The sequence below is a fragment of the Burkholderia sp. FERM BP-3421 genome, from assembly GCF_028657905.1.
Lineage (GTDB): Bacteria > Pseudomonadota > Gammaproteobacteria > Burkholderiales > Burkholderiaceae > Burkholderia.
In genome coordinates, this window is record NZ_CP117781.1 from 375,622 (window position 1) to 400,850 (window position 25,229).

20 protein-coding genes and 2 pseudogenes are annotated in these 25,229 nt (G+C 67.0%); 17 read left to right on the plus strand and 5 right to left on the minus strand.

All coding sequences use genetic code 11. The features are described 5' to 3' along the window. The first annotated feature begins 19 nt into the window (after positions 1-19). The 14 genes and pseudogenes from Bsp3421_RS04835 (at position 20) to Bsp3421_RS04900 (ending at position 16,945) form a co-directional block, all read left to right on the plus strand. Positions 20-1,394 (plus strand): annotated as a pseudogene (locus tag Bsp3421_RS04835) (flavin-containing monooxygenase). Next, the gene (locus Bsp3421_RS04840; RefSeq protein WP_273997196.1) at positions 1,394-2,101 is read left to right on the plus strand and encodes an ABC transporter ATP-binding protein; all 708 of its coding nucleotides are present in this window, start codon (positions 1,394-1,396) and stop codon (positions 2,099-2,101) included. The pseudogene Bsp3421_RS04835 and the gene Bsp3421_RS04840 overlap by 1 nt, the downstream one beginning before the upstream one ends. Then, positions 2,101-3,516, plus strand: a complete 1,416-nt coding sequence (locus Bsp3421_RS04845) for an ABC transporter permease (protein WP_273997197.1) — start codon at positions 2,101-2,103, stop codon at positions 3,514-3,516. The genes Bsp3421_RS04840 and Bsp3421_RS04845 overlap by 1 nt, the downstream gene beginning before the upstream one ends. Before the next feature lie 43 nt (positions 3,517-3,559). Next, the gene (locus Bsp3421_RS04850; RefSeq protein ID WP_443111489.1) at positions 3,560-4,330 is read left to right on the plus strand and encodes an outer membrane lipoprotein-sorting protein; all 771 of its coding nucleotides are present in this window, start codon (positions 3,560-3,562) and stop codon (positions 4,328-4,330) included. 2 nt (positions 4,331-4,332) lie between these two features. Then, positions 4,333-5,634, plus strand: a complete 1,302-nt coding sequence (locus Bsp3421_RS04855; RefSeq protein WP_443111470.1) for a hypothetical protein — start codon at positions 4,333-4,335, stop codon at positions 5,632-5,634. 21 nt (positions 5,635-5,655) lie between these two features. After that, complete coding sequence (locus tag Bsp3421_RS04860) at positions 5,656-6,054, plus strand: DUF4345 domain-containing protein (protein WP_273997199.1); 399 nt, start codon at positions 5,656-5,658, stop codon at positions 6,052-6,054. Positions 6,055-6,153: 99 nt separating this feature from the next. Next, a complete protein-coding gene (locus tag Bsp3421_RS04865; protein WP_273997200.1) occupies positions 6,154-6,876 on the plus strand; it encodes a 4'-phosphopantetheinyl transferase family protein in 723 nt (240 codons plus the stop codon). Positions 6,877-6,954: 78 nt separating this feature from the next. Then, positions 6,955-8,058 (plus strand): esterase/lipase family protein, encoded by a 1,104-nt coding sequence (locus tag Bsp3421_RS04870; protein ID WP_273997201.1) that lies wholly within the window; start codon positions 6,955-6,957, stop codon positions 8,056-8,058. A 149-nt stretch (positions 8,059-8,207) separates the two neighbouring features. Then, positions 8,208-10,532, plus strand: a complete 2,325-nt coding sequence (locus Bsp3421_RS04875) for a putative bifunctional diguanylate cyclase/phosphodiesterase (protein WP_273998287.1) — start codon at positions 8,208-8,210, stop codon at positions 10,530-10,532. Positions 10,533-10,565: 33 nt separating this feature from the next. Further along, entirely contained in the window at positions 10,566-11,306 is a 741-nt protein-coding gene (locus tag Bsp3421_RS04880; RefSeq protein WP_273997202.1) for a TenA family transcriptional regulator, read from the plus strand. A 400-nt stretch (positions 11,307-11,706) separates the two neighbouring features. Further along, positions 11,707-14,390: pseudogene (locus Bsp3421_RS04885) on the plus strand (type VI secretion system Vgr family protein). Next, entirely contained in the window at positions 14,383-15,381 is a 999-nt protein-coding gene (locus Bsp3421_RS04890) for a hypothetical protein (protein ID WP_273997203.1), read from the plus strand. Before Bsp3421_RS04885 ends, Bsp3421_RS04890 begins: the two are co-directional and overlap by 8 nt. Further along, the gene (locus tag Bsp3421_RS04895; protein WP_273997204.1) at positions 15,356-15,943 is read left to right on the plus strand and encodes a hypothetical protein; all 588 of its coding nucleotides are present in this window, start codon (positions 15,356-15,358) and stop codon (positions 15,941-15,943) included. Before Bsp3421_RS04890 ends, Bsp3421_RS04895 begins: the two co-directional genes overlap by 26 nt. Positions 15,944-16,348: 405 nt before the next feature. Continuing rightward, complete coding sequence (locus tag Bsp3421_RS04900) at positions 16,349-16,945, plus strand: MlaC/ttg2D family ABC transporter substrate-binding protein (RefSeq protein WP_273997205.1); 597 nt, start codon at positions 16,349-16,351, stop codon at positions 16,943-16,945. A 125-nt stretch (positions 16,946-17,070) separates the two neighbouring features. Here the strand turns inward: Bsp3421_RS04900 and Bsp3421_RS04905 are convergent, their stop codons facing one another. From Bsp3421_RS04905 to Bsp3421_RS04915, 3 genes are read right to left on the minus strand one after another with little or no spacing between them, the layout of a single operon-like run. Then, positions 17,071-17,718 (minus strand): response regulator, encoded by a 648-nt coding sequence (locus Bsp3421_RS04905; RefSeq protein WP_273997206.1) that lies wholly within the window; start codon positions 17,716-17,718, stop codon positions 17,071-17,073. Continuing rightward, positions 17,715-19,118 carry a cache domain-containing protein gene (locus tag Bsp3421_RS04910; RefSeq protein WP_273997207.1) on the minus strand — a complete coding sequence of 468 codons (1,404 nt, stop codon included), beginning with the start codon at positions 19,116-19,118 and terminating at the stop codon, positions 17,715-17,717. Before Bsp3421_RS04910 ends, Bsp3421_RS04905 begins: the two co-directional genes overlap by 4 nt. Continuing rightward, a complete protein-coding gene (locus Bsp3421_RS04915) occupies positions 19,115-20,533 on the minus strand; it encodes an aminotransferase-like domain-containing protein (RefSeq protein WP_273997208.1) in 1,419 nt (472 codons plus the stop codon). Before Bsp3421_RS04915 ends, Bsp3421_RS04910 begins: the two co-directional genes overlap by 4 nt. A 163-nt stretch (positions 20,534-20,696) precedes the next feature. On the opposite strand from Bsp3421_RS04915, the gene Bsp3421_RS04920 reads away from it, so the two are divergent. From Bsp3421_RS04920 to Bsp3421_RS04930, 3 genes are read left to right on the plus strand one after another with little or no spacing between them, the layout of a single operon-like run. Continuing rightward, positions 20,697-21,434, plus strand: coding sequence for an AzlC family ABC transporter permease (locus Bsp3421_RS04920; protein ID WP_273997209.1), 738 nt, complete (start codon positions 20,697-20,699; stop codon positions 21,432-21,434). After that, positions 21,431-21,763 (plus strand): branched-chain amino acid transporter permease, encoded by a 333-nt coding sequence (locus Bsp3421_RS04925; protein WP_273997210.1) that lies wholly within the window; start codon positions 21,431-21,433, stop codon positions 21,761-21,763. The genes Bsp3421_RS04920 and Bsp3421_RS04925 overlap by 4 nt, the downstream gene beginning before the upstream one ends. 33 nt (positions 21,764-21,796) lie before the next feature. Further along, positions 21,797-22,426, plus strand: coding sequence for a LysE family translocator (locus Bsp3421_RS04930; protein ID WP_273997211.1), 630 nt, complete (start codon positions 21,797-21,799; stop codon positions 22,424-22,426). A gap of 22 nt (positions 22,427-22,448) precedes the next feature. On the opposite strand, the gene Bsp3421_RS04935 is transcribed toward Bsp3421_RS04930, so the two are convergent. Together Bsp3421_RS04935 and Bsp3421_RS04940 are read right to left on the minus strand one after the other, a co-directional pair. Further along, complete coding sequence (locus Bsp3421_RS04935; protein WP_273997212.1) at positions 22,449-23,660, minus strand: MFS transporter; 1,212 nt, start codon at positions 23,658-23,660, stop codon at positions 22,449-22,451. A gap of 400 nt (positions 23,661-24,060) precedes the next feature. Next, positions 24,061-25,221: a cysteine desulfurase family protein gene (locus tag Bsp3421_RS04940; RefSeq protein ID WP_443111490.1), complete on the minus strand. Its 1,161-nt coding sequence runs from the start codon at positions 25,219-25,221 to the stop codon at positions 24,061-24,063. Between the last annotated feature and the right edge of the window lie 8 nt (positions 25,222-25,229).

Genomic DNA, 25,229 nt, shown 5'->3' on the forward strand with positions numbered 1-25,229 from the left:
CAAGGAACCCAGGGCAACCATGACGAACCGCGACTACAGCAAGCGTTACTGCATCATCGGCGCCGGGGCCGCCGGCATCACGACGGCCAAGAACCTGCGCGAGCAGGGGATCGAGTTCGACCTGATCGAACGCGAGGACGAGATCGGCGGCACCTGGTACTACGGCAAGCCGTGCAGCGCGATCTACCGCTCGGTGCACATGATCAGCTCGCGCGCGTTCTCCGAGTACACCGACTATCCGATGCCGGCCGACTACCCGACCTATGCGCGCGGCGATCAGGCGCTCGCCTACCTGCGCGATTACGCACGGCGCTTCGGCGTGTACGAGCACGTGGAATTCAATCGCACGGTGCTGGAGATCGCGCCGGCCGCGGACGGCGTGCTGTGGCGCGTCGAACTCGATCGCCGCGAGGTGCGCGAATACCGCGGCGTGGTCGTCTGCAACGGCCATCTGTGCAAGCCGCAGGTGCCGGATTTTCCGGGCCGGTTCGACGGCCTGCAACTGCATTCGGCGCAATACAAGACCCCCGAGGTGTTCAAAGGACCGGCGGGTGCTGGTGGTCGGCGCGGGCAATTCGGGCTGCGACATCGCGGTCGAGGCCGTGCACCACGCGAAGGCGGTGTACCACAGCACGCGGCGCGGCTATTTCTACTGGCCGAAGTTCCTGTTCGGCATCCCGGCCGACCGCTGGGCCGAGTGGCCGCTCAAGCTGCGCATGCCGCTGTGGGCGCGGCGCTTCTTCGGCGAGCGGCTGCTGCGCCTGACGACGGCCGGCCAGCCCGAGGAATACGGCCTGCCGAAGCCGGACCACAAGCTGTTCGAATCGCACTTCATCATCAACTCGACGCTGTTCTACCACCTAGGACATGGCGACCTGGTCGCGAAGCCCGATGTCCGCGAGCTGAAGGGCGACCGCGTGGCGTTCGCCGACGGCAGCGAGGCGCAGGTCGACGTGATCGTCTACGCGACCGGCTTCCAGCTGAGCTTTCCGTTCCTCGACGCGTCGTACCTGACGTGGGACAAGATGCAGCCGCACTTGTACCTGAACATCTTCGACGCCGCGCATCCGAACCTGTTCTTCATCGGCCTGTTCCAGACCTCGACCGGCAACTGGCCGCTGATGGACTATCAGGCCCAGCTCGTCGCGCGCTATCTGGCCGCGCGCGAGGCCGCGCCGGCGCGTGCGCGCCGCATCGACCGGCTGGTCGCGCGCGGCCGCGCCGACTCGACCGGCGGGATCCAGTTCAGCGACACGCAGCGGCATGTGATCGAACTCGAGCATTTCACGTACCGGCGCGCGCTCAAGCGGCTGATCCGCGCGCTGCCCGCGCGGCGCGCGGCCGACGTCGCGCGTCCGGCGGCCGCGCAGGGCGCGCGGGCGCGGGAGGCGTGATGAGCGCGGCGATCGTCTCCGTCGAACATGTCAGCAAGACCTACCTGATGGACAGCGTGGAGGTCGTCGGGCTCGCGGACGTGTCGGTGCGGCTCGACACGAACCGCTTCACGGTGCTGAGCGGGCCGTCCGGCAGCGGCAAGACCACGCTGCTCAATCTGATCGGCTGCATCGACCGGCCCGATCGCGGCCGCGTGACGGTGGACGGCCAGGATACGGCCGAGCTGTCGGACAACGCGCTGTCGGATTTCCGCGCACGCCGCGTCGGCCATATTTTCCAATCGTTCAATCTGCTGCCGGTGCTGTCGGCCTACGAGAACGTCGAATATCCGCTGCTGATGGCGCGGCGGCCCGCGCGCGAACGCGCCCGGCGCGTGTCCGAACTGCTCGACGCGGTAGGCCTGGGCGGCAAGGGCGCGCACCGGCCGAGCCAGCTGTCGGGCGGACAGCGGCAGCGCGTCGCGATTGCGCGCGCGCTCGCGGCCGGCCCCGCGCTCGTGCTCGCCGACGAACCGACCGCGAACCTCGACAGCGTGACCGGCCAGGCCATCATCGCGCTGATGCGTCGCATGCAGCGCGACAGCGGCGTGTCGTTCATCGTGTCGTCGCACGATCCGCAGGTGCTCGACGCGGCCGACGCCATCGTGCAGATCCGCGACGGCCGGATCATCGGCGAGCGTCGCATGACCGAGGAGGCGCAACGCTGATGCATACCTTCATGTTGGCGCTGCGCAACCTGCAGCGGAACCGGCGGCGCTCGATCACGACGCTGCTCGCGATGATCGTCGGGGTGTGCGCGATCCTGCTGTTCGGCGGCTTCAGCAAGGACATCACGCTCGGGCTGCAAACCGATTTCGTGCGGCGCAGCGGTCACCTGCAAATCCAGCGGCACGGCTATTTCCAGTACGGCAGCGGCAATTCGGTTGCCTATGGGATCCAGGACTATGCGCGGCTGGTCGCGCGCCTGCGCGACGATCGGGTGCTGAGCCCGATGATCGAGGTGCTCACGCCGACGCTGCAATTCGGCGGAATCGCCGGCAATTTCGCGGCGGGCGTCTCGCGCACGGTGCTCGCCCAGGGCGCGGTGGCCGCCGACCAGAGCCGCATGCAGACCTGGAACGAGTACGGCTTCCCGCTCGCGCCGAAGCCGTACGCGCTGGCCGGCACCGCGCCCGACGCGGCGGTGGTCGGACGGGGCGTGGCGCGCGTGCTGCGCATGTGCGGCCCGCTGCACGTGCCGGACTGCGGCGACGCCGCCGACGCGGCCGCGCAGCCGGCGGCGCGCGCGGCGAGCGCGAGCGCGGCCGATGCGCCCGCCGACGTGCTCGCGCTCGCCGCCGACGAGGCGGCGGCGCAGCCCGCGCGCGCGGGCGCGCCCCACCTCGAGGTGCTGGCCGCGAATGCCTACGGCGCGCCGAACGTCGGCGGCTTCACGGTGGTGAAAGCCGAGCAGCAGGGCGTGAAGGAACTCGACGACGTGTATCTGGCGCTGCACCTGGACCGCGCGCAGCGGCTCGTCTACGGCGGCGATACGCCGCGCGTGACGGCGATCGAACTGCAGCTGCGCCACAGCGCGCAGCTGCCGGCCGCGCGCGAGCGGATCGAACAACTGCTGGGCGGCCGCTTCGAGGGGCAGCCGCTCGACCTGCTCGACTTCGCGGCGCTCAATCCGTTCTACGGCCAGACCAACCGCATGTTCTCGATGATCTTCGGGTTCGTGTTCGTGCTGATCGGCGCGATCGTGCTGTTCGTGATCAGCAACACGATGAGCACCGCGATTCTCGAACGCACCGTCGAGATCGGCACCTTGCGCGCGATGGGCGTGCGGCGCGGCGGGATCCAGGCGCTGTTCGTTTGCGAGGGCGCGCTGCTCGGCGTGGTGGGCGCGTCGCTCGGCGTGCTGGCGGCGCTGGCGCTCGCGTCCGCGATCAACCACAGCGGGCTTGCCTGGACCCCGCCCGCGCGCATCGATTCGGTCGCGCTCACGGTGCGGGTGTGGGGCGAGTGGCGCCTGATCGCGCTGACCTTCGTCGGGCTCGCGTGCGTCGCGGGGCTGTCCGCGTGGCTGCCGGCGCGCCATGCGGCGCGGCTGTCGATCGTCGACGCGCTGCGCTATGTGTGAGGACATTCGGATGAATACAACTGGGAGGTGGCGCGTGCGTCGGATGCTGGTGACGGGATGGATCGGCCTGTGCATGGCGGTGGGCGGCGCGTACGCGCAGACGCCGCCCGATCCGCAGAAGCTGCTGGCGGCGAGCGATGCGATCCGCACGCCGACCCGCTCGTTCGTGCTGACCGCATCGCTGACCGAGTACCGGGGCGGCAAGCAGGTCGACGGCAACACGCTGTCGATCTATTCGAAGCCGGACGCGCCGGGCGGCGCGTTCCGCACACTGGTGCGCTTTGTCGCGCCCGCGCGCGACACCGGCAAGCTGATGCTGAAGAACGGCAACGATCTGTGGTTCTACGACCCGGCCAACCAGGCGAGCATCCGCATCTCGCCGGACCAGCGCCTGCTCGGCCAGGCCGCGAACGGCGACGTGGTGACGGTCAATCTCGCGCACGACTACCAGGCCGAGCTGAAGGGCGAGGAAGACGTGACCGACGGCGATCGCCAGCCGCGTCATACGTACAAGCTGTCGCTGTCCGGCAAGGCGGCGGGCCTCACCTACCATCGCATCGAGATGTGGCTCGACGCGACCAGCAGCCGGCCCGTGAAGGCGAAGTTCTATTCGGAGAGCGAGCGGCTGCTGAAGACCGCCTACTACCGGCGCTACACGATGGAACTGGGCGTCGAGAGGCCGACCGAGACCGTCATCATCGACGGGCTCGACACGGCCTGGGTCACGGTGATGCGCTTTTCCGGCTACCAGTGGCAGGACATCCCGGATGCCTGGCTGCAGCGCGACTACCTGCCCCGCTTCCAGGCGCAATGAGGGTGGAGCGGGGCGGGTGGCGAAATGGCTCGCTCGCGTTGGCCGTTGCGTGGGCGTTGGCGTTGGCGCTGCCGGGTGGCGCGCGCGCGGCCGGGACGGACGATCCGGCCGCGGCCGCGCTCGACCTCGCCGACGCGACGCCCGTCACAGCGCCTGAAACCGCGCGTCCGTGGAAGTTCAGCGTGCAGGATGCAGTGCGCTACAGCGACTATCGCGACGCGGGCGCGTCGTGGCGCAACCAGCTGTCGCTCGAATTCCAGCTCGATCAGGCGCTGACGCCGTCATTCGCCGCGCATTTCTCGATGCGCTTCGACCGTTTCGATCCGTTGTCGACGGATGCGGCGTCGCATCGCGACGTGATGCTGGTGAAGGAAGCTTATGCGAGCTGGCGCGCGTCGCCGTACCTGATGATCGATGCGGGCCGGATCAACGAACGGGTCGGCGCGGCACTCGGCTACAACCCGACGGATTTCTTCAAGGCGGGCGCGGTCAGCCTCGACGTGCCGCCCGATCCCGACAGCCGGCATACCAACCGGCTCGGCACGGTCGCCGCGCGGGTGCAGCGGGTGTGGGACACCGGCTCGGTCGCGCTGATGCTGTCGCCGCGGCTCGCGAGCCGCAGCTTGCCCGGCGATCCGACGGCCGGCTCGGACCTGCAGCGCACCAACGGCGTCGATCGCTGGATGCTGGTCAGCAGCCAGCGCCTGAGCGATACGGTGCAGCCGCAGTGGGTGGTGTATGGTGAGAGCGGCCAATCGCCGCAATTCGGCCAGAATCTCAGCCTCCTGCTCGGCAACGCGGTGGTCGCGTATGGCGAGTGGGCGGGCGGCTACCGTCCGTCGCTGATCGGCCGCGCGACGGGCAGCAACGTCGACCGCGCGTTTCGAACGAGTTCGGCGTTCGGTGCGACCTGGACGCTGCCGATCGATCTGTCGCTGACGGCCGAGTTCCAGAGCAACAGCGGCGGCGCATCGGCGGGTGAATGGCGCGCGCTGCAGGCGGGCAATCCGCTCGCCTGGGGCGCGGCGGTGCGGACCTCGGTCGCCGCGCAGGAACTGCCGACCCGTCACGGGGTGTTCGCGATGGCGGTGTGGCGCAACGTCGGGGTCCGCCGGCTCGACCTGTCGGGCTTCGTGCAGGCCGATCTCGGCGCGGGGCGGCAATACTGGCTGGAATTGCGGCGGCGCTTCGACCGCTTCGACGTTGCCGTACAGTACCTGCGGCAGACCGGGCCGGCGTGGAGCCGCTTCGGTGCGATGCCGGAGTCGGGCAGCGTGCAGGTGCTGGGCATTTTTTATCGATAACGAAACGAAGGCTGACATTCCATGAGCAAACGCGCGCTGCAAGTCGCCACCGCGATCCTCGCGGCCGTTCCCACCATCACCGGCGTGCTGGGCATGCTGGGCGTCAACGATCCGCTCTATGCCTCGCTGGGCGTGCAGGTGCCCGCCGACGCGACGCTCGACAGCAACCTGCGCTTCTACGCCGGGGTGTGGCTGGGCCTCGGGCTCGCGGCTTTCTCGGTGATCCCCTCGATCGAACGGCAAGGCGCGTTGTTCCGTACCCTGTGGATCATGATCTTCATCGGCGGGATCGGCCGCCTGATCTCGCTCGCCGCGCTCGGGGCGCCGTTCCCGCCGTTCATCGGGTTCACCGCGCTCGAAATCCTCGGCGCGCCGCTGTTCATCGCGTGGCAGCGCAAGGTCGCGGCGGGCGCGGGCTGATCGCACGCCCTCGGAAGAGTCCGGTCGTCATTCAAACAATTGGCTCTACTGAGTAAGTAATCGATGTGTATTTGGCGGTAACAGAAATGGCAGGAAGTAATGAGTGAATGGGGTTTTACCGTGGCGCGCCCGTCGGCCGCCTTGATGCAGCGCGCGCTGGACGGCGAGGTACAGATCTGGCGTGCGCGTCTCGACGAGGCAGGCTCGTACCTGAAGCTCGACTGCCTGTCGATCAGCGAACGCGAGCGGGCGGCGCGGCTGCGGTGGCGCGCGCATCGCGAGCTGTTCATGTTTGCCCGAGGGATGCTGCGCGTGGTGCTCGGCGCGTATCTCGACGTCGATCCGGCGCGGCTCGTGTTCGACGTCGAGGCGGGCGGCAAGCCGGTGCTGTTCGGTCGCGAGCTGCAATTCAACGTGAGCCATGCGGCGGGCGGCGTGCTGCTGGCCATCGGCGGCCGGCAGCGGGTGGGCTGCGACCTGGAGTCGATGCAGCGTCGCATCGACCTCGACGCGCTCGCCGAGACCGCGCTGGTCGGTGCGGAGCGCGACGGTTTCGCCAGGATGCCGGCGGCGGCGCGCAAGGGCTGGCTGTTGCAGATGTGGACGCGCAAGGAGGCGGTGTTGAAGGCTCAGGGCATCGGTATTGCCCGCGATCGGCGCGAGCTGACGCTCGCGTGGCCGGTCGCGGCGACGCGCGGCGCGTGCGACGACCGGACGGGCCGCTGGACGGTCGCGGACATCGCGCTGGGACCGACCTGGCGGGCGGCGGTCGCGACCGAGCAGGCGGGTGCCGTGCTGCGGGGCTATTGCCTCGGCTGGTAAGCGCGGCGCAGGGAGGGCGGCGCGGCGCACGCGTCGGAATGCAACGCAATACGGACACCAAGAGGAAACCTGTCATCCATGTCGAAATTTTCCGGCGACCTGCCATTCCGACGCTGGGTCGCGCGCCGCTGCCGCGCCGTATTGGCCGCGGGCGCGACCGTACTCGCCGCGGCATCGTTCGCGCTCGCGCCCGTCGGCGGGGCGCGCGCGGCGCCGCCCGTCGACAACTACGCGGCGACCCGCTATCCGATCATCCTGGTGCACGGGCTCACCGGCACCGACGACTACCTCGGCGTGCTGCCTTACTGGTACGGCATGCAGCAGGATCTCGAACGGCACGGCGCGACGGTATATGTGGCCAACCTGTCCGGTTTCCAGAGCGACCTGGGGCCGAACGGACGCGGCGAGCAGCTGCTCGCGTACGTGAAGCGGGTGCTGGCGCTCACCGGCGCGTCGAAGGTCAATCTGATCGGCCATAGCCAGGGCGGGCTGACCGCGCGCTACGTCGCGACCGTCGCGCCTGCGCAGGTCGCCTCGGTCACGACCATCGCGACCCCGCATCGCGGCTCCCAATTCGCCGACTTCGTGCTGGCCGCGTTGCGGCTCGACCCGACCGGATTGTCGACGCCGGTATTCGGCGCGCTGCTGAACGTGTTCGGGATTCTGACCAGCAGCTCGCACAACACGAACCAGGATGCGATCGCGGCCCTGCGCGCGCTCAGTACGGACGACGCGACGGGCTTCAACCAGCTGTTGCCGAGCGCGGGGCTGGGGCGCGCGGGCGCCTGCGCGACCGGCGCGGGCAGCGAGAGCGTCGCGGGCAACCGCCACCTGCTGTATTCGTGGACGGGCAGCGCGTATCAACCGGTGTCGCTGCTCGGTCTCGTCACGGGCGCGGTCGACACGAGCGTGATCCCGCTCATCGATCCGGCCAACGTGCTCGACCCGTCGACCCTCGTGTTCCTGATGGCCGGCAACATCATGGCCTTGCAGCACGCGGGCCCGAACGACGGCTTCACGTCGGTGTGCAGCTCGCTGTACGGCACCGTGGTGTCGACCGGCTACAAGTGGAACCACTTCGATGCGATCAACCAGCTGCTCGGCGTGCGCGGCGCGTACGCGGCCGATCCCGTCGCGGTGATGCGGACCCATGCGAATCGCCTGAAACTGCAAGGCACTTGACGGACGGGCCCCACGCCGCTCCGGCCTGGGGCCATTGTGGACGAAGGAAGAACGTGACTTCGAGCAAGCGCGATCAGGCGGACCACCGCCGTGGGGGGCGCGGCGCCGCGCGGCTGCGGCCCGCGCGTGACATCTGGCCGATCCTGCTGATGGTGACGGTGCTGGTGTGTGTCGTGATCATCACCCTCGCGGTGGTGTCGTTTCTGCGGGTGTACATCGGCGGCGAGAGCGCCTGGTCGAAATCGCAGAAGGACGCCGTGATCTATTTGAGCCGCTATGCGGAAACCGGCGACCCCGAGGCCTACCGCCGCTACGAGACGGCGATCGGCAAGCCCTATCTGCTCGGGCTCGCGCGCGCCGCGCTGCAACGGGATCCGCCCGATCGCGGGGCCGCGCGCCGCGCGATCGTCGCGAGCGGCATCGAGCCGAGCGACGCGGCCGCGGCGGTCTGGCTGTTTCCCGCGCTGAGCTGGGTCACCAAGGTCGACTACGCGCTGCGCTGCTGGACCCAGGCCGATCTCGAACTGGCCGAGCTGGGCACGATCGCGCACGAACTGCGCGATCTCGTGCAGCGCGGCAACCTCGGCGATCCGCGCATCAGGCAGCTCGAATACCGGATCTGGGATATCAACGAGCGCGTGTCGGGGCTGCCCGATCACTTTTCCAGCTCGCTGAGCGCGGAATTCCGGTCGAGCGTCGCGCTGCTGCTCGCCTGCTATGTCGCGGCGTCGCTGTTCCTGATGTACCTGACGCTCGTGTGGGCGCGCCGGCTCGCGCTGCAGCGCCTGTCGATTCAGACCGCGCTCGAACGCAGCGAGGCGCGTGCGGAGGCGGCGCTGAGCGCGGTGGCCGAGGCGGTGATCACGATCAGCGTCGCGAAGCAGATCGACTCGATCAACAAGGCCGCCGAGCAGTTGCTCGGCCACGCGTCCGCCGACTGCGCGGGCGCGCCGATGGCGGCGATGCTGATGCTGCTCGACAGGGAGACGGGCGCGGTGATCGACGTGGTCGACGAGTACCGGCAGAACGGCACGCGCGAGCCGGTGCGGCGCAAGGCGCATCTGCTGCGCCGGGACAACGCGAAGATCGTCGTGCAGACGCTGATCTCCGAGATGGGCGACGACGCGCGCGGCCACGTCGGCTACGTGCTGATCCTGCGCAACATGACGAGGGAGCAGCAGTTCCTCGAAAGCCTCGCGTGGCAGGCGACGCACGATGTGTTGACGGGGCTCGTGAATCGCGTCGAGTTCGAGCGGCGGCTGGAAACGACGCTGTTCGAGCCGGCCCGCGACGGCGCGACGCTGCTGATGCTCGATCTCGATCGTTTCAAGGAAGTGAACGACACCTGCGGCCATGCGGCCGGCGATGCGATGCTGCGCGAAGTGACGCAGCGCTTTCGCAACTGCCTCGACGACGACGACGTGCTTGCGCGGCTCGGCGGCGACGAGTTCGGCGTGTTGCTGCCGGGCGGCGCGGGCGCGTGGCCGTCGAAGAACAAGGCCGAGCGCCTGCGCCGCAGCCTGGAGGATTTCGTGTTCAGCTGGGAGGGCGAGCGGTTCCGCGTGAGCGTCAGCATCGGCATGCTGGAGCTTGAGCGCGCGCCGCACAGCCTCGAAGAAGCGGTGAAGCTTGCCGACATCGCGTGCTACATCGCGAAGGAGCGCGGCCGCAACCGGATCCAGCTCGCGGACCCGAGCGACCTGCAGCAGGCGCGCCACGTCGGCGACGTGCAGTGGAGCCGGCGCATCAAGACCGCGCTCGAAGCGGACGGCTTCCGGCTGTACGTCCAGCCGATCGTCGGGACCGATGCGTCGGGCGCGGTGCCCGAGCGGGCGGAACTGCTGCTGCGCATGGTGGGCGACGCGGGGCATGACGTGTCGCCCGCGGCCTTCCTGCCGGCGGCCGAGCGATATGGATTGATGGGGCTCATCGATCGCTGGGTGATCCGCACCGTGTTCCGCAAGCTGGGCGCGCTCGCCGCGCGCGAGTATCGCGAATACAACGTGAACCTGTCGGGTGCGTCGATTTCCGACGAACGGTTTCTCGAATTCGTCGTGACGGAGTTGCTTGCGTCGGGGCTCGATCCGAAAGCGGTCTGCTTCGAGATCACCGAGACGATCGCGGTGAAGAATCTCGATCTCGCGTCGCGCTTCATCAACGAATTGCGCGCGGTGGGCTGCCGCTTCGCGCTCGACGATTTCGGTGCGGGGATGTCCTCGTTCCTGTACCTGCGCAACCTGCCGATCGATTACCTGAAGATCGACGGCGAGTTCGTGTCGAACATGCTGTCGGACCGGGTCAGCTACGGCGTCGTCAGCGCGATCAACGAAGTCGCGCACTCGATGCGCTGCGGCACGGTGGCCGAGCATGTGGAATCGGCGGCCGAACTGCGGGTGCTGCGCGAGCTGGGGATCGATTTCTACCAGGGTTACTACTTTGCGAAGCCGTCGCCGTGGCGCGAGGGCGGGTATTGACGTGAACACGTGAAGTCATACAAGGAGAGGAACGTGCACATTCCATTCGAAAGAGAGGGCGACCTGATGGATATCGCCAGCTATCCGCATTGGTTGGAGGACATGGTGGGCGAGGTGCGTGAGGCGCGCGACCGCGTGCGCTTCCACGAGGTGTTTACGTTGATGCGCGACGGCCGGCTCGGCGACGAGCAGGTGCGCGCGTTCTTCGTGAATGGCTGGCCGGTGGTCGAGCAGTTTCCGAAGTACATGTCGATGAACCTGTTGAAGGCGAACGGCGAGCAGTCGCCGGGCGAGGAGAAGGCGCGCCGCTATCTGATCCGCAATATCCGGGTCGAGCTGAACCATGTCGAGTACTGGGCGGATTGGGCGCAGGCGTGCGGCATCGAGCGGCGCGTGCTCAGCGACGGCGAGAGCCCGCCGGCGGCGCTCGCGTTGAGCCACTGGTGCTGGAAGAGCAGCAGCGTGGATTCGCTCGCGGCAAGCATCGCGGCGACCAATTACGCGATCGAGGGCGTGACGGGGGAATGGAGCGCGGATCTGTGCCGGTCGGAGGCGTACGAGCAACTGTTCGGCGCGGAGGTGCGCGGCCGCGCGATGCGCTGGCTGCGGCTGCATTCGAGCTATGACGACAAGCATCCGTGGGAGGCGCTGGATATCGTGGCGACGCTGCTTGGGCACGCGCCGAGCGCCGAGCAGGTGCGGGATGTCGCGGCAGGGGTGGAGCGGAGCTTCAGGTATTTCGAGATGAGCTTGGGCTGCTGTTTGGAGGGGTGAGGGGCTGGGTGGTTGAGTGGTTCTGGATGGGTGGCTTTTTGGGAGGTGCCGTCTCGAAAAGTATCCTTGCAAGGATGCGTTCCGCATGCGTTTCGATGGAAGCGTAGAAGGGGGGCGGAGTGCATCGCCGCGTATTCAGGCCGGATGACCGGCTGATCGATGGATGCGAGATCGCGGGGCCCATTTCCTGCATTTTTCCCGCGTTGGGTGGAATGGTTACTGCTGTTTGTGTGGTCGGCTTTAAGGATTGTTTGGATTTTCGTGACGACTCCGCCGCATAGCCATCCTAAGTTCACGCAGAATCTCGTTCATCGATTGCGATCGTTTGTACAATCCGGCATGTGGGCCGGACAGCAATTTCTGTCGGCGATTATCTTAAATAGAACGAAAGGTATGCCCGATGGATGCGCACCAGCTGATGCTGAGCATCAGGAGTGGCCTGATCCAGCAAGACCGACTGTTGCGGCTGGATACACCGCTGCCGGCGAACACGTTCGTTCCCAGGCGCGCGTTGGCGGTCTCGGCACTCGGTCGTGATTTCAGCTGGACCGTCGATGTCGTGTCCGGGGCGGGCGACGTCGAACTGAAGAAGCTGATCGCGCAGCCCGTCACCGCGTGGCTGCAGCAGGCCGACAAATCGTATCGCCCGTTCAACGGCTACGTGCACACGGCCCGCCGCCTGGGCGCGGACGGCGGCCTGACGAGCTATCAGCTGGTGTTCGCGTCGTGGCTGCACTTCCTGCGTTTCCGGCGCGACGAGCGCATCTGGCAGGACCGTCCCGCCGACGCGATCATTGCCGACGTCTTCAACGAACACCCCCAGGCCCGGGGGCACTTCCAGTTCGCGCTGTCGAAGCCGCTGCCGTCGCGTTCCTACTGCCGCCAAAGCGAAACCGACTGGAACTTCGTGCACCGCCTGCTCGAAGCGGAGGGCCTGTACGGCTTCTGGCGTCACGCCGACGACGGCAAGTCGCATACGTTCGTCATCACCGACACGCCGCAGTCGCTCGATGCGATGACGCCGGACACAATCCGCTTCCACCGCGCCGATCTCGGCAGCGAGCGCGACGCGCTCACGCAGTGGGCCGGCTCGCGCACGCTGCAAAGCACTGCGTTCGCGTCGCGCACGTTCGACTACAAGCAGCCGTCGACGCTGCACAACCCGAAAGGCACGTCGTTGCCGACCAAGGCGAACCAGGGCGAGCTGCCGGGGCAGACCGAGGTCTACGAATACACGGGTGCGTACACCTACGGCCCGCAGGCGAACGGCGACCGGCTGTCGGCGATCCGGCTCGAGGAATGGGAGTCGCGCGCGAAGCGTTTCCACGGCGTGGGCGGCGCGGCGCGGACGCGGGCCGCCGTTTCCATCTCGCCGGGCATCCGGAGCACGACCGCGACGCGGCCGAGCAGCGCGAGTTCGTGATCATCGGGATCACGCGCGTGATCGAGAACAACCTGCCGCTCGGCGGCGGGGAGACGAACTTCCCGCACAGCCTCGCGGGTGTGATCGCCGAGGCGCGCGACAGGCGCATCCGCCGCGGCGAGCGTGCCGCACGCGGGCGATGGCGCGCAAGGGTTCTACCACGTCGAGATCGAGGCGCAGCGCGCGTCGGTGCCGTACCGCAGCGCGTTCGAGCATGCGAAGCCCGAGATGCATCTGGAGACGGCGATCGTGGTGGGGCCGAAGGGCGAGGAGGTGATACCGACGACCTGAACCGTCACAAGGTGCAGTTCGTGGGACCGCCTGAACGCGGGCGACGAGCGCGCGTCGTGCTGGCTGCGCGCGGCGTTCTCGGACAGCGGTGCGGGCTACGGCGCGGTGCATCCGCTGCGGGTGGGCGAGGAGGTGATCGTCGACTATGTGGGCGGCGACTGCGATCGGCCGCTGATTACCGCGCGGGTTTATAACGGGCGGTGAAGCCGCAGTGGCATTCGAACGGGATCCTGTCGGGCTACCGCACGAAGGAATACGCGGGCAGCGGCTACAACCAGATGGTGTTCGACGATGCGACGGGCCAGAACCGCGCGCAGTTGTTCAGCAGCCAGGGCAATACGCACCTGCATCTGGGCTACCTGATCCAGCAGGACGGGAATGCGCGCGGGCCGTTCCTCGGGCAGGGCTTCGATCTGCGCACGGACGCCTACGGCGCGGTGCGGGCGGCGGCCTGTATGTGACGACCTATCCGAAATCGGCGGCGAGCCAGCCGTTCGACGCGAGCGACACGCATCGCCAGGGGCAACGCGCAGCAGCTGCTCGACGCGCTGTCGAACGCGAGCGCGACCCATCACGCGGAGAGTTTGAGCGAAGGGCGCGCGGCGCTGGGCGCGCTGAGCGACGTGACGCGCGACACGAAGCCGGGCGGCGCGACGGGCGGGCGCACGGCGGGCGGCGGGACGGGCTCGGCGGCGGCGTTCAAGGAGCCGGCGATGCTGTTCGGGAGCCCGGCGGGGATCGGTCTGTCGACGCAGCAGAGCACGCAGATCAGCGCGGACCAGCACATCAACGTGGTGAGCGGACACAGCACGCACGTGGCGGCAGGGAAGTCGCTGATCGCGAGCGTGACGGAGAAGCTGAGCCTGTTCGCGCAGAACGCGGGGATGAAGCTGTTCGCGGGCAAGGGCAAGGTGGAGATCCAGGCGCACTCGGACAACATCGAGCTGACGGCGCAGAAGACGGTGAAGATCCTGTCGGCGACGCAGACGATCGAGGTGGCCTCGCCGAAGGAGGTGCTGCTGACCTCGGGCGGCGCGTACGTGCGCATCGCGGGCGGCAACATCGAGATCCACGCGCCGGGCAAGATCGACATCAAGGGCGCGACGCACAGCTTTGACGGGCCAACCGCGCAAGGTTACGTGCCACCTAGCCTACCTCATGCCAGTGGCGTTCAGCGTTATCACGAACAGTTCCATTTGGTCGACGACGATGGAGAGACGGTATTGCCACACACTCGCTACGAGGTCGAGAGCGAGTCGGGACAGGTGTGGAGCGGCTTCAGCGATGCAAACGGATTGACCGAGCATATCCACACCGATCAACCGGAGTCACTTTCCCTGACGGTGTATAAGGAGATCGAGTATGACTGAGACGAAGAAGCATAAAACCGTGAAGCGTCATGTGAAGCATGCGTCGACAACTGGAACCGATCAAAATTCATTGGTGAAAGCCATCGTGAAGAACGACACTGGAGAGTGGGTTCGCCCCATGACAGGAAATAAGTTCTACATCGACGAGGCGGCACGATTTCCTGCGATTACATTCGAGATCAAGACAGATGCTGCGTCACCTTATGAATGGAAATGGATGATTGTATGGGATGCGCAGGTGAGTTCGTTGCGTGAATCGGAAAAGCGTGGAAGGAAGGTCAGGTCGTTCTCAGAGACGGGCTCATTCACAAGCAATGACACGATCTGGGAAGCAAGGCTGAACGAGAGGATCATTGGTGGCAAGCTATCCGTTGAAGTCAAGGCAGGGGCAGCCGAGTTCCGACGAACGGTGTTCATTCTGGGGAAAAACCCGTCAAAGGATGACGTTCTGACGTACCTCAAGGCAATTCCAAATACAGTGGGTTTCGAACTTATCCTTGAGAAGGAGAGTCGATTCAAAAACTTCATCAACGCAGATAGTGAACCAGTGGTCGCTGGCGATGAAGGCTATGGGATGACCCAAATGACGAATCCTGCGCCAAGTTACGAGCAGGTTTGGAACTGGAAAGAGAACATCAAGGCAGGCGCGTCGCTTTATCAGCAGAAACAAAGAGAAGCTATCAATGGCTTCAAAGGTCTGCCCTATACGGACGACCAGCTAAAACGCGAGACCTTTGCCAGATGGAACGGTGGTAGTTATTACGAAGCAAACAAGACCACGGGACAACTTGAACGTCGGGATGTGTTGTGTGACACGCAGACAGGTAACATTGGATGGAGCATGAAGGATCCCAAGAACGCTGGGAAAACCGAGGCCGAACTTCACGATCGAGATCTCGAACAGTACAAGAAAATGGATAAAGGTCAGGATAAAGAGCATCGTTGGATGTATTCAGGAATCTGTTATGTCGATCACATCTTTGGTAACTAAGTTTTTTGCCTGTATCGCGGCGATCGCGATGGCGGCAAGCGTCTTTGCGGACACGGAGGCACCAACCTCGGTACATCTCTCGAATGGACGCGAGTTGCAGCAGGATGGTAAGCGAATAGTTGAAGTGGACGGCGCACGCCATCGGACAAGCGCCGTGCAATTACCAACGACGCTTCGCCGGGCAGTGACTTCGGCATCGAGTATCGGGTTTCCTTCGGCGACATCAAAAGTGCTTGAGGGGAAGGAGTTCGTTTTGGTTGTGGTGAACCAGTCGTCGAGCAACCACCCTATGGGCTTCTGCGGTGCTGGAGAGGAAGGCACGCTGTACGCGCTTCAGATCAAGGACAGCGTCGCAGTATCAGCGTACTCGATGGTGGTGCAAAGTTGTTTGCATAGCGTGTCTCTCGACACCGACGTAAACAATCGATCACCATATCTTGCGATCGAGTGGCTCGACGATTCCGCCGGCTTCAAGATCTCTTGGACCAACATCGACGACTCCGGCCCTGCGACCCGTGAGTATCGGTACAACGGGAATACGTTCGTCGAGAATCGACGATAACGAACATCCGGAGAAATACAACTGTCGATGGCTTTGATCATGAGAGTGCGTACTAGCAGGGACGAGTAACGCGATGACGTTCACGAAATATACGATCACGAAGAGCGCTCGGACGGTGGATTGAGGGATGCATGGAGCATCGCCATCAGTGTATTTTCGCGCTTGCCGTTGTGATTGTGGTTGCATGTACCTGACCTGACCTGACCTGACCTGTCGACTGTGCGACTACGACGTCGCCCCCTTCGACATCCCCTCCGCCGGAACCTCCACCAGCCCACATCGCCCCCACCCTAACCCCTTGACCCTCCCGCCCCAATCCACGCGAAGCCCCGCCGCGATTCGGTGTAAAATCCACGAACTCTTTGATAAATAAAGAGAATTTTTCCATCTCTTGGCTCTATACGCATGAAACGTCATCTGATTGCTTTTCTCGCCACGGCGGTGGTGTCCGTGTCGGCTTTCGCGCAGTCCACGCCGGTCGAGATCGTGAAGAACGCGGTCGAAGGCACCGTGAACGCGATGAAGACGGACCCCGGCGCGCGCAGCGGCGACATGGCGAAGATCACGCAGGTGGTGGAAGCGCGCTTCCTGCCGGCGACGAACTTCGAGCGCACCACGCGCATCGCGGTCGGTGACGCCTGGAAGCAGGCGACGCCGCAACAGCAGCAGGAGCTGTACAAGCAGTTCAAGATCCTGATGACGCGCACCTACGCGGCATCGCTCGCGCAGCTCGGCAGCCAGGACGCTAAGTTCTCGTTCCGCGCGGGCGGCGCAGGCGGCGCCGACGCGCTCGTGCAGTCGACGGTGACCACCCCGGGCGACAGCCAGAACGTCGGCTACCGGCTCGGCAAGGTCGACGGCGACTGGAGGATCTACGACATCGACATGTCGGGCGCGTGGCTGATCCAGGTCTACCAGGGGCAGTTCAAGAGCCAGCTCGCGCAGGGCGGCATCGATGGCCTGATCGCGTTCCTGACCAAGCACAACGCACGCGTGAACTAACGCGCGAATACCCCAGGACGCAAGAGGCCGGGCGACATGTCGCCCGGCCTCTTTTCATTTCCCGCTACGTTGCAGCGCGCGCCCCGCGATGCACCACACCCGCACCCGTCCGAGACCCCCACGCCTCAACGCCGCCGGTGCTCGACCGCGAACTTGATCAGTTCCGCCTGCCCCTCGATGCCGAGCTTGCGTTTCAGGTTCAGCCGATGCGTCTCGACCGTGCGCACGGACAAGCCGTTCTGCAGCGCGATCTGCTTGCTGGACAGCCCCTCGGCGAGCGCATCGAGAATGTCGCGCTCGCGCGGCGTCAGCCGTTCGAGCGGAGGCGCCGATGCGTTGGCCTGGATCATCCGCGCGGCGAGCCCTTCGCTGAAGAAAGTCTGTCCGGCCAGCACCGCGCCGATCGCGCGCACGATCTCGCTCGCGGGCGAATCCTTGAGCAGATAACCGCTCGCGCCCGCGCGCACCGCCTGCGTCACATACTCGATGTTGTCGTGCATCGACAGCATCAGCACCCGGATCGCCGGAAAGCGTTCGTGGAAAACCCCCGCGAGCGTGATGCCGTTCATGCCGGCCATGCCGACATCCATCAGCGTCAGGTCGGGTTCGAGCGCATCGGCGAGCGTGAGCGCCTCGTCGGCGTTGCCGGCCTCGCCGACCACGCTGAGCCCGGGCGCGGCTTCGAGCCGCATCCTCAGGCCGTCGCGCACGAGCGGATGGTCGTCGACCAGCAGCAGGCGGGCGGCGCGGGCGGAGGAGGAGGGAGCATTCATCGGGCAATTCCTGGTTGGGCGGTGGGGGCGGCGAGCGGCACGCGCGCGGCGATCACCGTATGGCCGAGCTGCGAACTGATCCTGAGCGTGCCGCCCAGCGCGTCGAGCCGTTCGCGCATGTTGCGCAGGCCGACGCCGCCGCGCGCGTCGGCGAGCACGAGGTCGGCGTCGAAGCCGCTGCCGTTATCCGAGATCGACAACGTGACGGCGCGCGTGGAGGCGTCGAGCGTGACGGTCGCGTGCGACGCATGCGCGTGGCGGATGATGTTGGTCAGCGCTTCTTGTGCGATCCGGAACAGCGCGGTCTTGACGGACGCCGGCAGCGGCGGCGCATCGGCCTGCGCGCGCTGCGAGAAGCTCAACTCGACGTCCGCTTCGCCGCCCAGCTCGCGCACGAGCTGGTCGAGCGCGGCCGCGAGGCCGAGGTCGTCGAGCATCGACGGCCGCAGCGCATGCGAGATCCGCCGCACTTCGCGCAGCGTATCGCCGAGCCGCGCGACGCCTTTCCCGAGCGCGGCCTCCGCCTCGGGCTGTCGCGCGGGGCCGTGTTCGAAGCGCGCGAGCGCCGATTCCAGCATGAGCTTCGCGGACACCATCATCTGGCTGATGCCGTCGTGCAGTTCGCGCGACAGCCGCGCGCGCTCGTGCTCCTGCGATTCGACCACCTGCTGCGCGAGCCGCTTGAGCTTGGCGTCGGTGCTGCGCGATTCGCTGACGTTCAGCACCAGCGCGCACAGCGCGATCACGCCCGCGCCCGCGAGCGCGATCGCGCTGATCCACGTCATCGTGCGCTCGATGTTCGCCGACGCGCGCTGATCGATGCGGTTGAGCGCGGTGTCGACGTCGTCGAGGTAGATCCCCGTGCCGAGCATCCAGCCCCAGCGGTCGAGCGCGACCACGTAGCCGAGCTTCGGCGCGAGGCGGCCGGTCGACGGGCGTTGCCAGAGGTAGCGCACGTAGCCGCCGCCATGCGACGCGGCGGCGGTCAGCTGCTGGATCGTCAGCACGCCCTGCGGGTCGCGCAGTCCCCAGAAGTTGTGCCCGACCCGTTCGGGCTCGCGCGGGTGCATCAGCGAATTGCCGTGCAGGTCGTAGACGAAGAAGTAGCCGTCCGGGCCGAAGTCCATCTTGCGCAGCATCGCGAGCGCCTGCATGCGCAGCATCGCATCGTCGCGCGCGTTGTCGCGGCCGGCTTCGTAGAGCGGTTCGATCGCGCTGGTCGCCAGCTCGACGTAATGGCGCAGCTCGACTTCCTTGCTCGACATATAGGCGGTCTGGATCGTCGCATGCTGGGTGCGCGCGAGCGCGGTCGCCTGCTGGCGCACGCCGAAGCCGATGCCCGCGATCGCGAGCAGGAACGGCACGATCGCGAGCAGGAAGATCTTGGCCTTCAGTTTCACGCGGCGTCTCCGCCGGCATGGCCGACCGCGGCGACGAAGGCGCGCGCGCGCGGATCCTGCAGATGCGCGAGATTGAGCCGCACCCAGGGCGTCGCCGCGCCGTCCGGCCGGTGTTCGCTGCCCGGCGCGAGCCGCAGGCCGTGCGCGCGTGCGGCTTCGGCGAGGCGGGCCGAATCGTCGACGCCCGGCGCGCGCGCCCAGGCGAACAGCCCGCCCGCCGGCGGCTCGTAGAGGGTCCAGCCGGCTCCGCCCAGCAGCGCGGCCGCCTGCGTGAGCGCCTCGCCCGCGCGGCGGCGCAGCCGCTCCAGATGCTTGCGATGCGCGCCGCGTTCGAGCAGCGTCGCGATCACGCGTTCGGCGAGCCGCGAGCCGCCCATGCTGGTGAGCGCCTTCACGTCGACCAGCGCCTTGACGAGATCCGCGCGCGCAGCGAGATAGCCGAGCCGCAGCGAGGCCGACAGCGTCTTCGAGAATCCGCCGATGTAGATCACGCGATCGAGCTGGTCGAGCGCGGCGAGCCGCTGGGTCGGCAGGGTCTGGAAATCGGCGTAGACGTCGTCCTCGACCAGCATGAAGTCGTGCTGCTGCGCGAGTTGCAGCACCCGGAACGCGACGGGCGGCATCAGGTTCGTCGCGGTCGGGTTGTGCAGCGCCGAGTGGACGAAGAATGCGACGGGGCGATGGTGCGCGAGCGCGGCGTCGAGGGCGTCGGTGTCGGGGCCGTTCGCGCGGCGCGGGATGCCGATCACGCGGATGCCTTGCAGCTTGAGCAGGCCGAACAGATTGAAATAGCCGGGATCCTCGACGAACACCGTATCGCCCGGCTTCAGCAGCAGCCGGACCACGAGGTCGAGCGCGTGCGTCGCGCTGTGGGTGACGAGCACCTGCTGCGCGGTCGTGTCGATGCCGAGCGGAACGAGGCGGTGCGCGATCAGCGCGCGCAGTTGGGCGTCGCCCTGCGGCGGCGCGTAGTCGATCAGGCTCGCGGGTTCGGCGCGCGCGATCTGGCGCACCGTCTGCGCGATGCCTTCGAGATCGCGCCAGGGGGCCGGCACGAAGCCGCTCGACAGCGCGGCGCCCGCATCGGCCGCCGCATCGAACTGGCTCAGGATGTGACCGGATGCGACCTCGACCGCGCGCGGATCGGTGCTGCCCACGGCGCGGTCGCGGCCGTCGGCGCGGCTCGTCACGTAATAGCCCGAACCGTGCTTCGGCTGGATCAAGCCGCGCGACGCGAGACGGTCGTAGGCCTCGATCACCGGAAAGCGGCTGATCTGCTGCTCGGCCGCGAGCTGGCGGATCGACGGCAGCTTGACGCCCGCGCGCAGATGGCGCGAACGGATCAGATCCTCGATCTGGCTCGCCAGCTGATCGGTCAGCGGCGCGCTGTCGGTGGTGTCGAGCGCAAGCTTCATCGGGTCTCCGGTGCCGAAGTGTTCGGCGAAATGGGCTGAACAGTTTCTAGTGATTGTTCGGTACTGTTCATTCCGCCGTCGGCATTCTAGCGGAATAATGGCCGCCAGCCCGTCGTGCGGCCCGCCGCGCGCCTCGTCCTCATCCTGCCCGAGCGGAGCCCGTGTGACCCCTGTCGAATCCTCCCGCGCGGCCGCGCCGGATCAGCCGTCGCATGCGTGTTATGCACGCGCGCTGCGGCTGTCCCTGCCGGTCGCGACCGCCTATGTGCCGATCGGGCTCGCCTTCGGCGTGTTCGCGGTGACGAGCGGCGTGCATTGGTATTGGGCGCCGTTGTCCGCGCTGCTGATCTTCGCGGGCTCGATCGAGTTTCTCGCGATCGGGCTGATGGTGTCCGGCATGCCGCTCGCGCAGGTTGCGCTGACCGCGCTGGTCGTCAATTTCCGCCATGTGTTCTACGGCCTGTCGTTTCCGCTCGACCGGCTGCGCACGCGCGCGCAGCGCGCCTACGGCGTGTTCGTGCTGACCGACGAAATCTATGCGATCACCGCGGCTGGCGAAGGCGCGGCGCTCGACGGCCCCGAAATCACCGCGCTGCAGTTCGCGAGCCACGCATGGTGGGTCGCGGGCGCCGCCGCCGGCGCGCTCGTCGGGCTCGCGTTGCCGGGCGGCCTGCGGGGCTTCGGTTTCGCGCTGACGGGGATGTTCGCGCTGCTCGCGGTGGACGCGATCCGCGCGAACGGCACCCGCGCGCGGCTGGGCGCGGCGGGCGCCGCGTGCGTGGCCGCGTTCGCGAGCGAGCGCTGGCTTCATGAGCACTCGTTCCTGATCACCGGGCTGCTCGTCTACCTCGGGCTCGTGACGGCGGGCTACCTGTTCGGGCGGCGCGCATCGTGGGCATGACGAGCGACTGGCGCGCGCTGGCCGTGATCGCGACGATCTCGGCGGTGACGATCGCGTTGCGTATCGCGCCGTTCGCGCTGCTGCGGCGCGGCGCGGGGGAGGGCTACCTGCGGTATCTGCGCGATGCGATGCCGCCGGGCGTGATGCTGCTGCTGGTCGCGTATACGCTGCGCGATCTCGATCCGACCCGCTACCCGTACGGGTTGCCGGAGCTGGTCGCGCTCGCCTTGTCGCTGGGACTGTACTGGCGCACCGGGCGCGCGCTGCTGTCGATCGGCGTGGGGCTCGGGTGTCATCTGGTGTTCGTGAACGGGGTGGGTGTCGGCTGAACCCGTGAGCGTGTCGTTGCGAGGATGGGTTGAATGAATGATGTGTCCGGTTTCGGCGCGGCGCTCGCCGTTTACCTGATCGGTACCGCGAGCCCCGGCCCGGGCAATCTCGCGATCGCCGACGCGGCCCTCAACCATGGCCGCGCGCGCGGGATCGCGCTCGCGGCCGGCGTGATCAGCGGCTCGCTGTGCTGGGCGGTGATGGCGGCCGCGGGGGTGTCGGCGCTGCTGGTCGCCGTGCCGGGCCGGCTCGCGACCCTGAAGCTCGCGGGCGCCGGGTATCTGCTCTGGCTCGCGTGGCGGACCTGCGGCACGGCATGGGGGCCGCCGCCCGCGTCCGCCGAGGCCGCCGCGCGCATGGACGGCGGCGGCGCGCGTTTCTATCTGCGCGGGCTCGGCATCCACCTGACCAACCCGAAGGCGGTGCTGAACTGGCTGGCGGTCACGACCATCGGGCTCGGCGCGGCCGCGGCGCCGTGGCGCACGTTCGCGCTCGTCGCCAGCTGCTGCGCGCTCGGCTTCGGCATCTTCATGGGCTATGCGCTGCTGTTCTCCTCGCGCCGGGCCGCGCCCGCATTGGCGCGCGCGCGCCGGCCGTTCGGCGTGGCGTGCGCTTGCGTATACGGTGCGCTCGCGGCAGGCATCCTGTTGTCGTTGACGTAGCGTCTCGCTCCAGAACGGCGGATCAGCGGAGGCCCGGCTTCTCCACGGCAGGTTGCTTCGCGACCTGGCCGCTTCGGTCGACGACGCCCGGTCGCGCCGGATTGCCCGTCCGCTCGCGCACGCGGCGTCCGGGCGCATGCAGCAACGCCACGACAAGCTCGAGCAACGCCAGCGCCGCGAGGATCAGGATGAAGCTGGTCTTGCCCTCGGTCACGAGGATCCAGCCGCCGATGGCGGGAAATCCAAATATGCCGATGAAATAGGCGGCCACGAACCAGGTCAGCGCCGCGTGGCGATCTTCGAGACGGGAGTCGTTGATCGCCCAGGTCTGTATCACGGGATAAACCAGCCCGTATCCGATTCCGGTCGAGATGGCCGCCGCGACCTGGAAGGCGGGGTGCACGGGCATGCCGAGCATGGCCAGCACGCCGATGATCAGGAACGACATCAGGACCACGACCAGCGGAATGCGCGGCATTGCCGACAGACGCCGGGCCAGCACCAGCCGGGAGACGATCACCGTCACCGCATGCACGGCGAAGAAGGTCCCTGCGTTCGCGCGGGTGCCTTCGACCAGCGATCCCTGGAACGACATCATGCCGGAGAAGACGCATCCGCCGAGCCCCACCATCACGACAGGACGGATCGCGCTGCCCGCGGCGATCCGGGTGATTTTTCTTACCCAAGGTCGAAGCGATGCTTCACGCCGGCCGCGCGGTTCCCGAACGCCAAAGGTCAGCAGCAGCCCCGACGCGATGATTCCCGCTGCCCCCACCGCCAGGAAAATTGTCCGGATGGGCAGCCCGATCTGTTGGATCGCCGCCGTGAGGAGCACGGGGCTGCCGCAGATTCCGGCCATTTGAAACGCGCTGAAGCGGGTAAACCACAAACCTCGATCGGTGTCCGTGACGCGTTCCGACAAAGCCATCGGCCCGCTGATATAGAACATGCCCCAACCCAGGCCGATCAGGAACGCGGCCGCGCGCGTCACGTCGGCCCGTTCGCCGGCGAGACCGCCAAAAATAAAATAGCCGCACGACATCGCCAGCGCCGCGAGCGATGCAAGGCGCGAGGCCTCGTATCGTCCGGCAAACCATCCGACCAGCGGCACGCCGATCAATGTGCCTGTCAGCGCCACGCCCAAGGTCGCGCCCGTATCGATGTCGCTGCCGCCCCGCGCGCGGAAATAGGCGGAAATCAGGAAGGTCGCGCCGTAACCGGCGGCCGTGAGCATGGTTCCGAAGAGCAGAAAGGGGGCCGATGTCGTTCGCATGAGTAGGGTGTGCCAGGGTGCGAGGGGGCCGTCGGGCGATCTCGTTTCGATCGCCCGCATGCCGTGAAATGCGCCGTTCAGCGAGGCGGCGCGCCGGAACGACCTCGCCGCGGCTCGCGCGGGCCTCCCGATCGGGAGGTCGAACCCGTCGCCGGAATCCGGCGGCGACGGAACGGGCCATGATGCGATGCGCGTCGAACGCGGCGACGCTATATGCCGCCGGGGCCGTCCGTTACGCCGCGTCATCCGGATCCGGACGCCGATGCGGTCGGGTCCGGTCGACAGCCGCAGGCCGCCTGAAACCTGGAACCTGCTCCGGCGGGAGACCGGCGCGCCTGCTTTTGTCGGGACGGACCTGGAATCATTTCGGCACCATCGCCCTCAGCTTGTTGACGGCTTCGCTCAACCGGCGGCCGACGTAGCGGATTTCCGCTTCGGTGTTGAACCGCCCCAGGCCGAAGCGCACGCTCGCCTGAGCCAGCGCATCGCCGACGCCGATCGCCTTGAGGACATGCGAGGGCGCCGCATTGGCCGACGTGCATGCCGAGCCCGACGACAGCGCGACCTCGTCGGACAGCTCCAGCAAGAGCGAATCCGCGTCGATGCCTTCGAACGATACGTTCAGCAGGCCCGGAAGACATTCGACGACGTCGCCGTTGATCCGGATGTCGGCGATGTTCTCGACGATGTACGCGCGCAGCAGATCCCGCAGATGACGGAGTTGCGTCGCCTCGGCAGCCAGGTTCCGGCAGGACAGTTCGACGGCGCGTCCGAAGCCTGCGATGCCCGGTACGTTGAGGGTTCCCGAGCGCAAGCCCCGCTCGTGCCCGCCGCCGACAATGAGCGGATCGAGCCTGATGTGAGGGTCGAGCGAATTGACGTAAAGCGCTCCCACGCCCTTCGGCCCATATATCTTGTGCCCGGAAAACGATGCGAGGCCGATGTTCATCCGCTGGACGTCGATCTCCACCTTGCCGAGGGCCTGCGTGGCGTCCGTATGGAAGGGAATGCCGCGCGCCTTGCAGATCGCGCCGATTTCCGCGATTTTCTGCAGGGAGCCGATCTCGTTGTTGGCGGCCATGATCGAGACGAGATAGGTATCGTCTCGGATGGCGCGCGCGATCGCGTCAGGAGAGACGATGCCGTTGCCCTGCGGGGCGAGATAGGTCACCTCGGCGCCCGTCGACTGGAGCCTGCCGCAGGAATCGAGAACCGCCTTGTGCTCGATCATGGATGTGATGACATGCCCTTTCCCGTCGCGGCTCTTGAGGCCCCCGATGGCGAGATTGATCGATTCGGTGGCGCCGGACGTGAAGATCACATCCGATGGACCGGCCGCGTTGATCGACGCGGCGATCGTTTTCCGCGCATCGTCGACGGCCGCCATCGCCTTCCAGCCAAACTCGTGGCTGTTGCTGGCCGCGTTGCCGTAGGCGCTGGTCAGATAGGGCATCATGTAATCGAGCACGTCGGGATCCAACGCGGTGGTCGCGTTGTTGTCCATGTATATCGGTTGCGCCATGTCTTGCA

Excerpts from the sequence above, each read along its gene's own strand:
- Bsp3421_RS04860 (WP_273997199.1), top strand. The coding sequence starts at position 5,656 with ATGAGCAAACGCGCGCTGCAAGTCGCCACCGCGATCCTCGCGGCCGTT.
- Bsp3421_RS04845 (WP_273997197.1), top strand. The coding sequence starts at position 2,101 with ATGCATACCTTCATGTTGGCGCTGCGCAACCTGCAGCGGAACCGGCGG.
- Bsp3421_RS04900 (WP_273997205.1), top strand. The coding sequence starts at position 16,349 with ATGAAACGTCATCTGATTGCTTTTCTCGCCACGGCGGTGGTGTCCGTG.
- Bsp3421_RS04870 (WP_273997201.1), top strand. The coding sequence starts at position 6,955 with ATGTCGAAATTTTCCGGCGACCTGCCATTCCGACGCTGGGTCGCGCGC.
- Bsp3421_RS04875 (WP_273998287.1), top strand. The coding sequence starts at position 8,208 with ATGGTGACGGTGCTGGTGTGTGTCGTGATCATCACCCTCGCGGTGGTG.
- Bsp3421_RS04840 (WP_273997196.1), top strand. The coding sequence starts at position 1,394 with ATGAGCGCGGCGATCGTCTCCGTCGAACATGTCAGCAAGACCTACCTG.
- Bsp3421_RS04925 (WP_273997210.1), top strand. The coding sequence starts at position 21,431 with ATGACGAGCGACTGGCGCGCGCTGGCCGTGATCGCGACGATCTCGGCG.
- Bsp3421_RS04895 (WP_273997204.1), top strand. The coding sequence starts at position 15,356 with ATGTCGATCACATCTTTGGTAACTAAGTTTTTTGCCTGTATCGCGGCG.
- Bsp3421_RS04930 (WP_273997211.1), top strand. The coding sequence starts at position 21,797 with ATGAATGATGTGTCCGGTTTCGGCGCGGCGCTCGCCGTTTACCTGATC.
- Bsp3421_RS04905 (WP_273997206.1), bottom strand. The coding sequence starts at position 17,718 with ATGAATGCTCCCTCCTCCTCCGCCCGCGCCGCCCGCCTGCTGCTGGTC.
- Bsp3421_RS04890 (WP_273997203.1), top strand. The coding sequence starts at position 14,383 with ATGACTGAGACGAAGAAGCATAAAACCGTGAAGCGTCATGTGAAGCAT.
- Bsp3421_RS04940 (WP_443111490.1), bottom strand. The coding sequence starts at position 25,221 with ATGGCGCAACCGATATACATGGACAACAACGCGACCACCGCGTTGGAT.
- Bsp3421_RS04850 (WP_443111489.1), top strand. The coding sequence starts at position 3,560 with ATGCTGGTGACGGGATGGATCGGCCTGTGCATGGCGGTGGGCGGCGCG.
- Bsp3421_RS04865 (WP_273997200.1), top strand. The coding sequence starts at position 6,154 with ATGAGTGAATGGGGTTTTACCGTGGCGCGCCCGTCGGCCGCCTTGATG.
- Bsp3421_RS04915 (WP_273997208.1), bottom strand. The coding sequence starts at position 20,533 with ATGAAGCTTGCGCTCGACACCACCGACAGCGCGCCGCTGACCGATCAG.
- Bsp3421_RS04935 (WP_273997212.1), bottom strand. The coding sequence starts at position 23,660 with ATGCTCACGGCCGCCGGTTACGGCGCGACCTTCCTGATTTCCGCCTAT.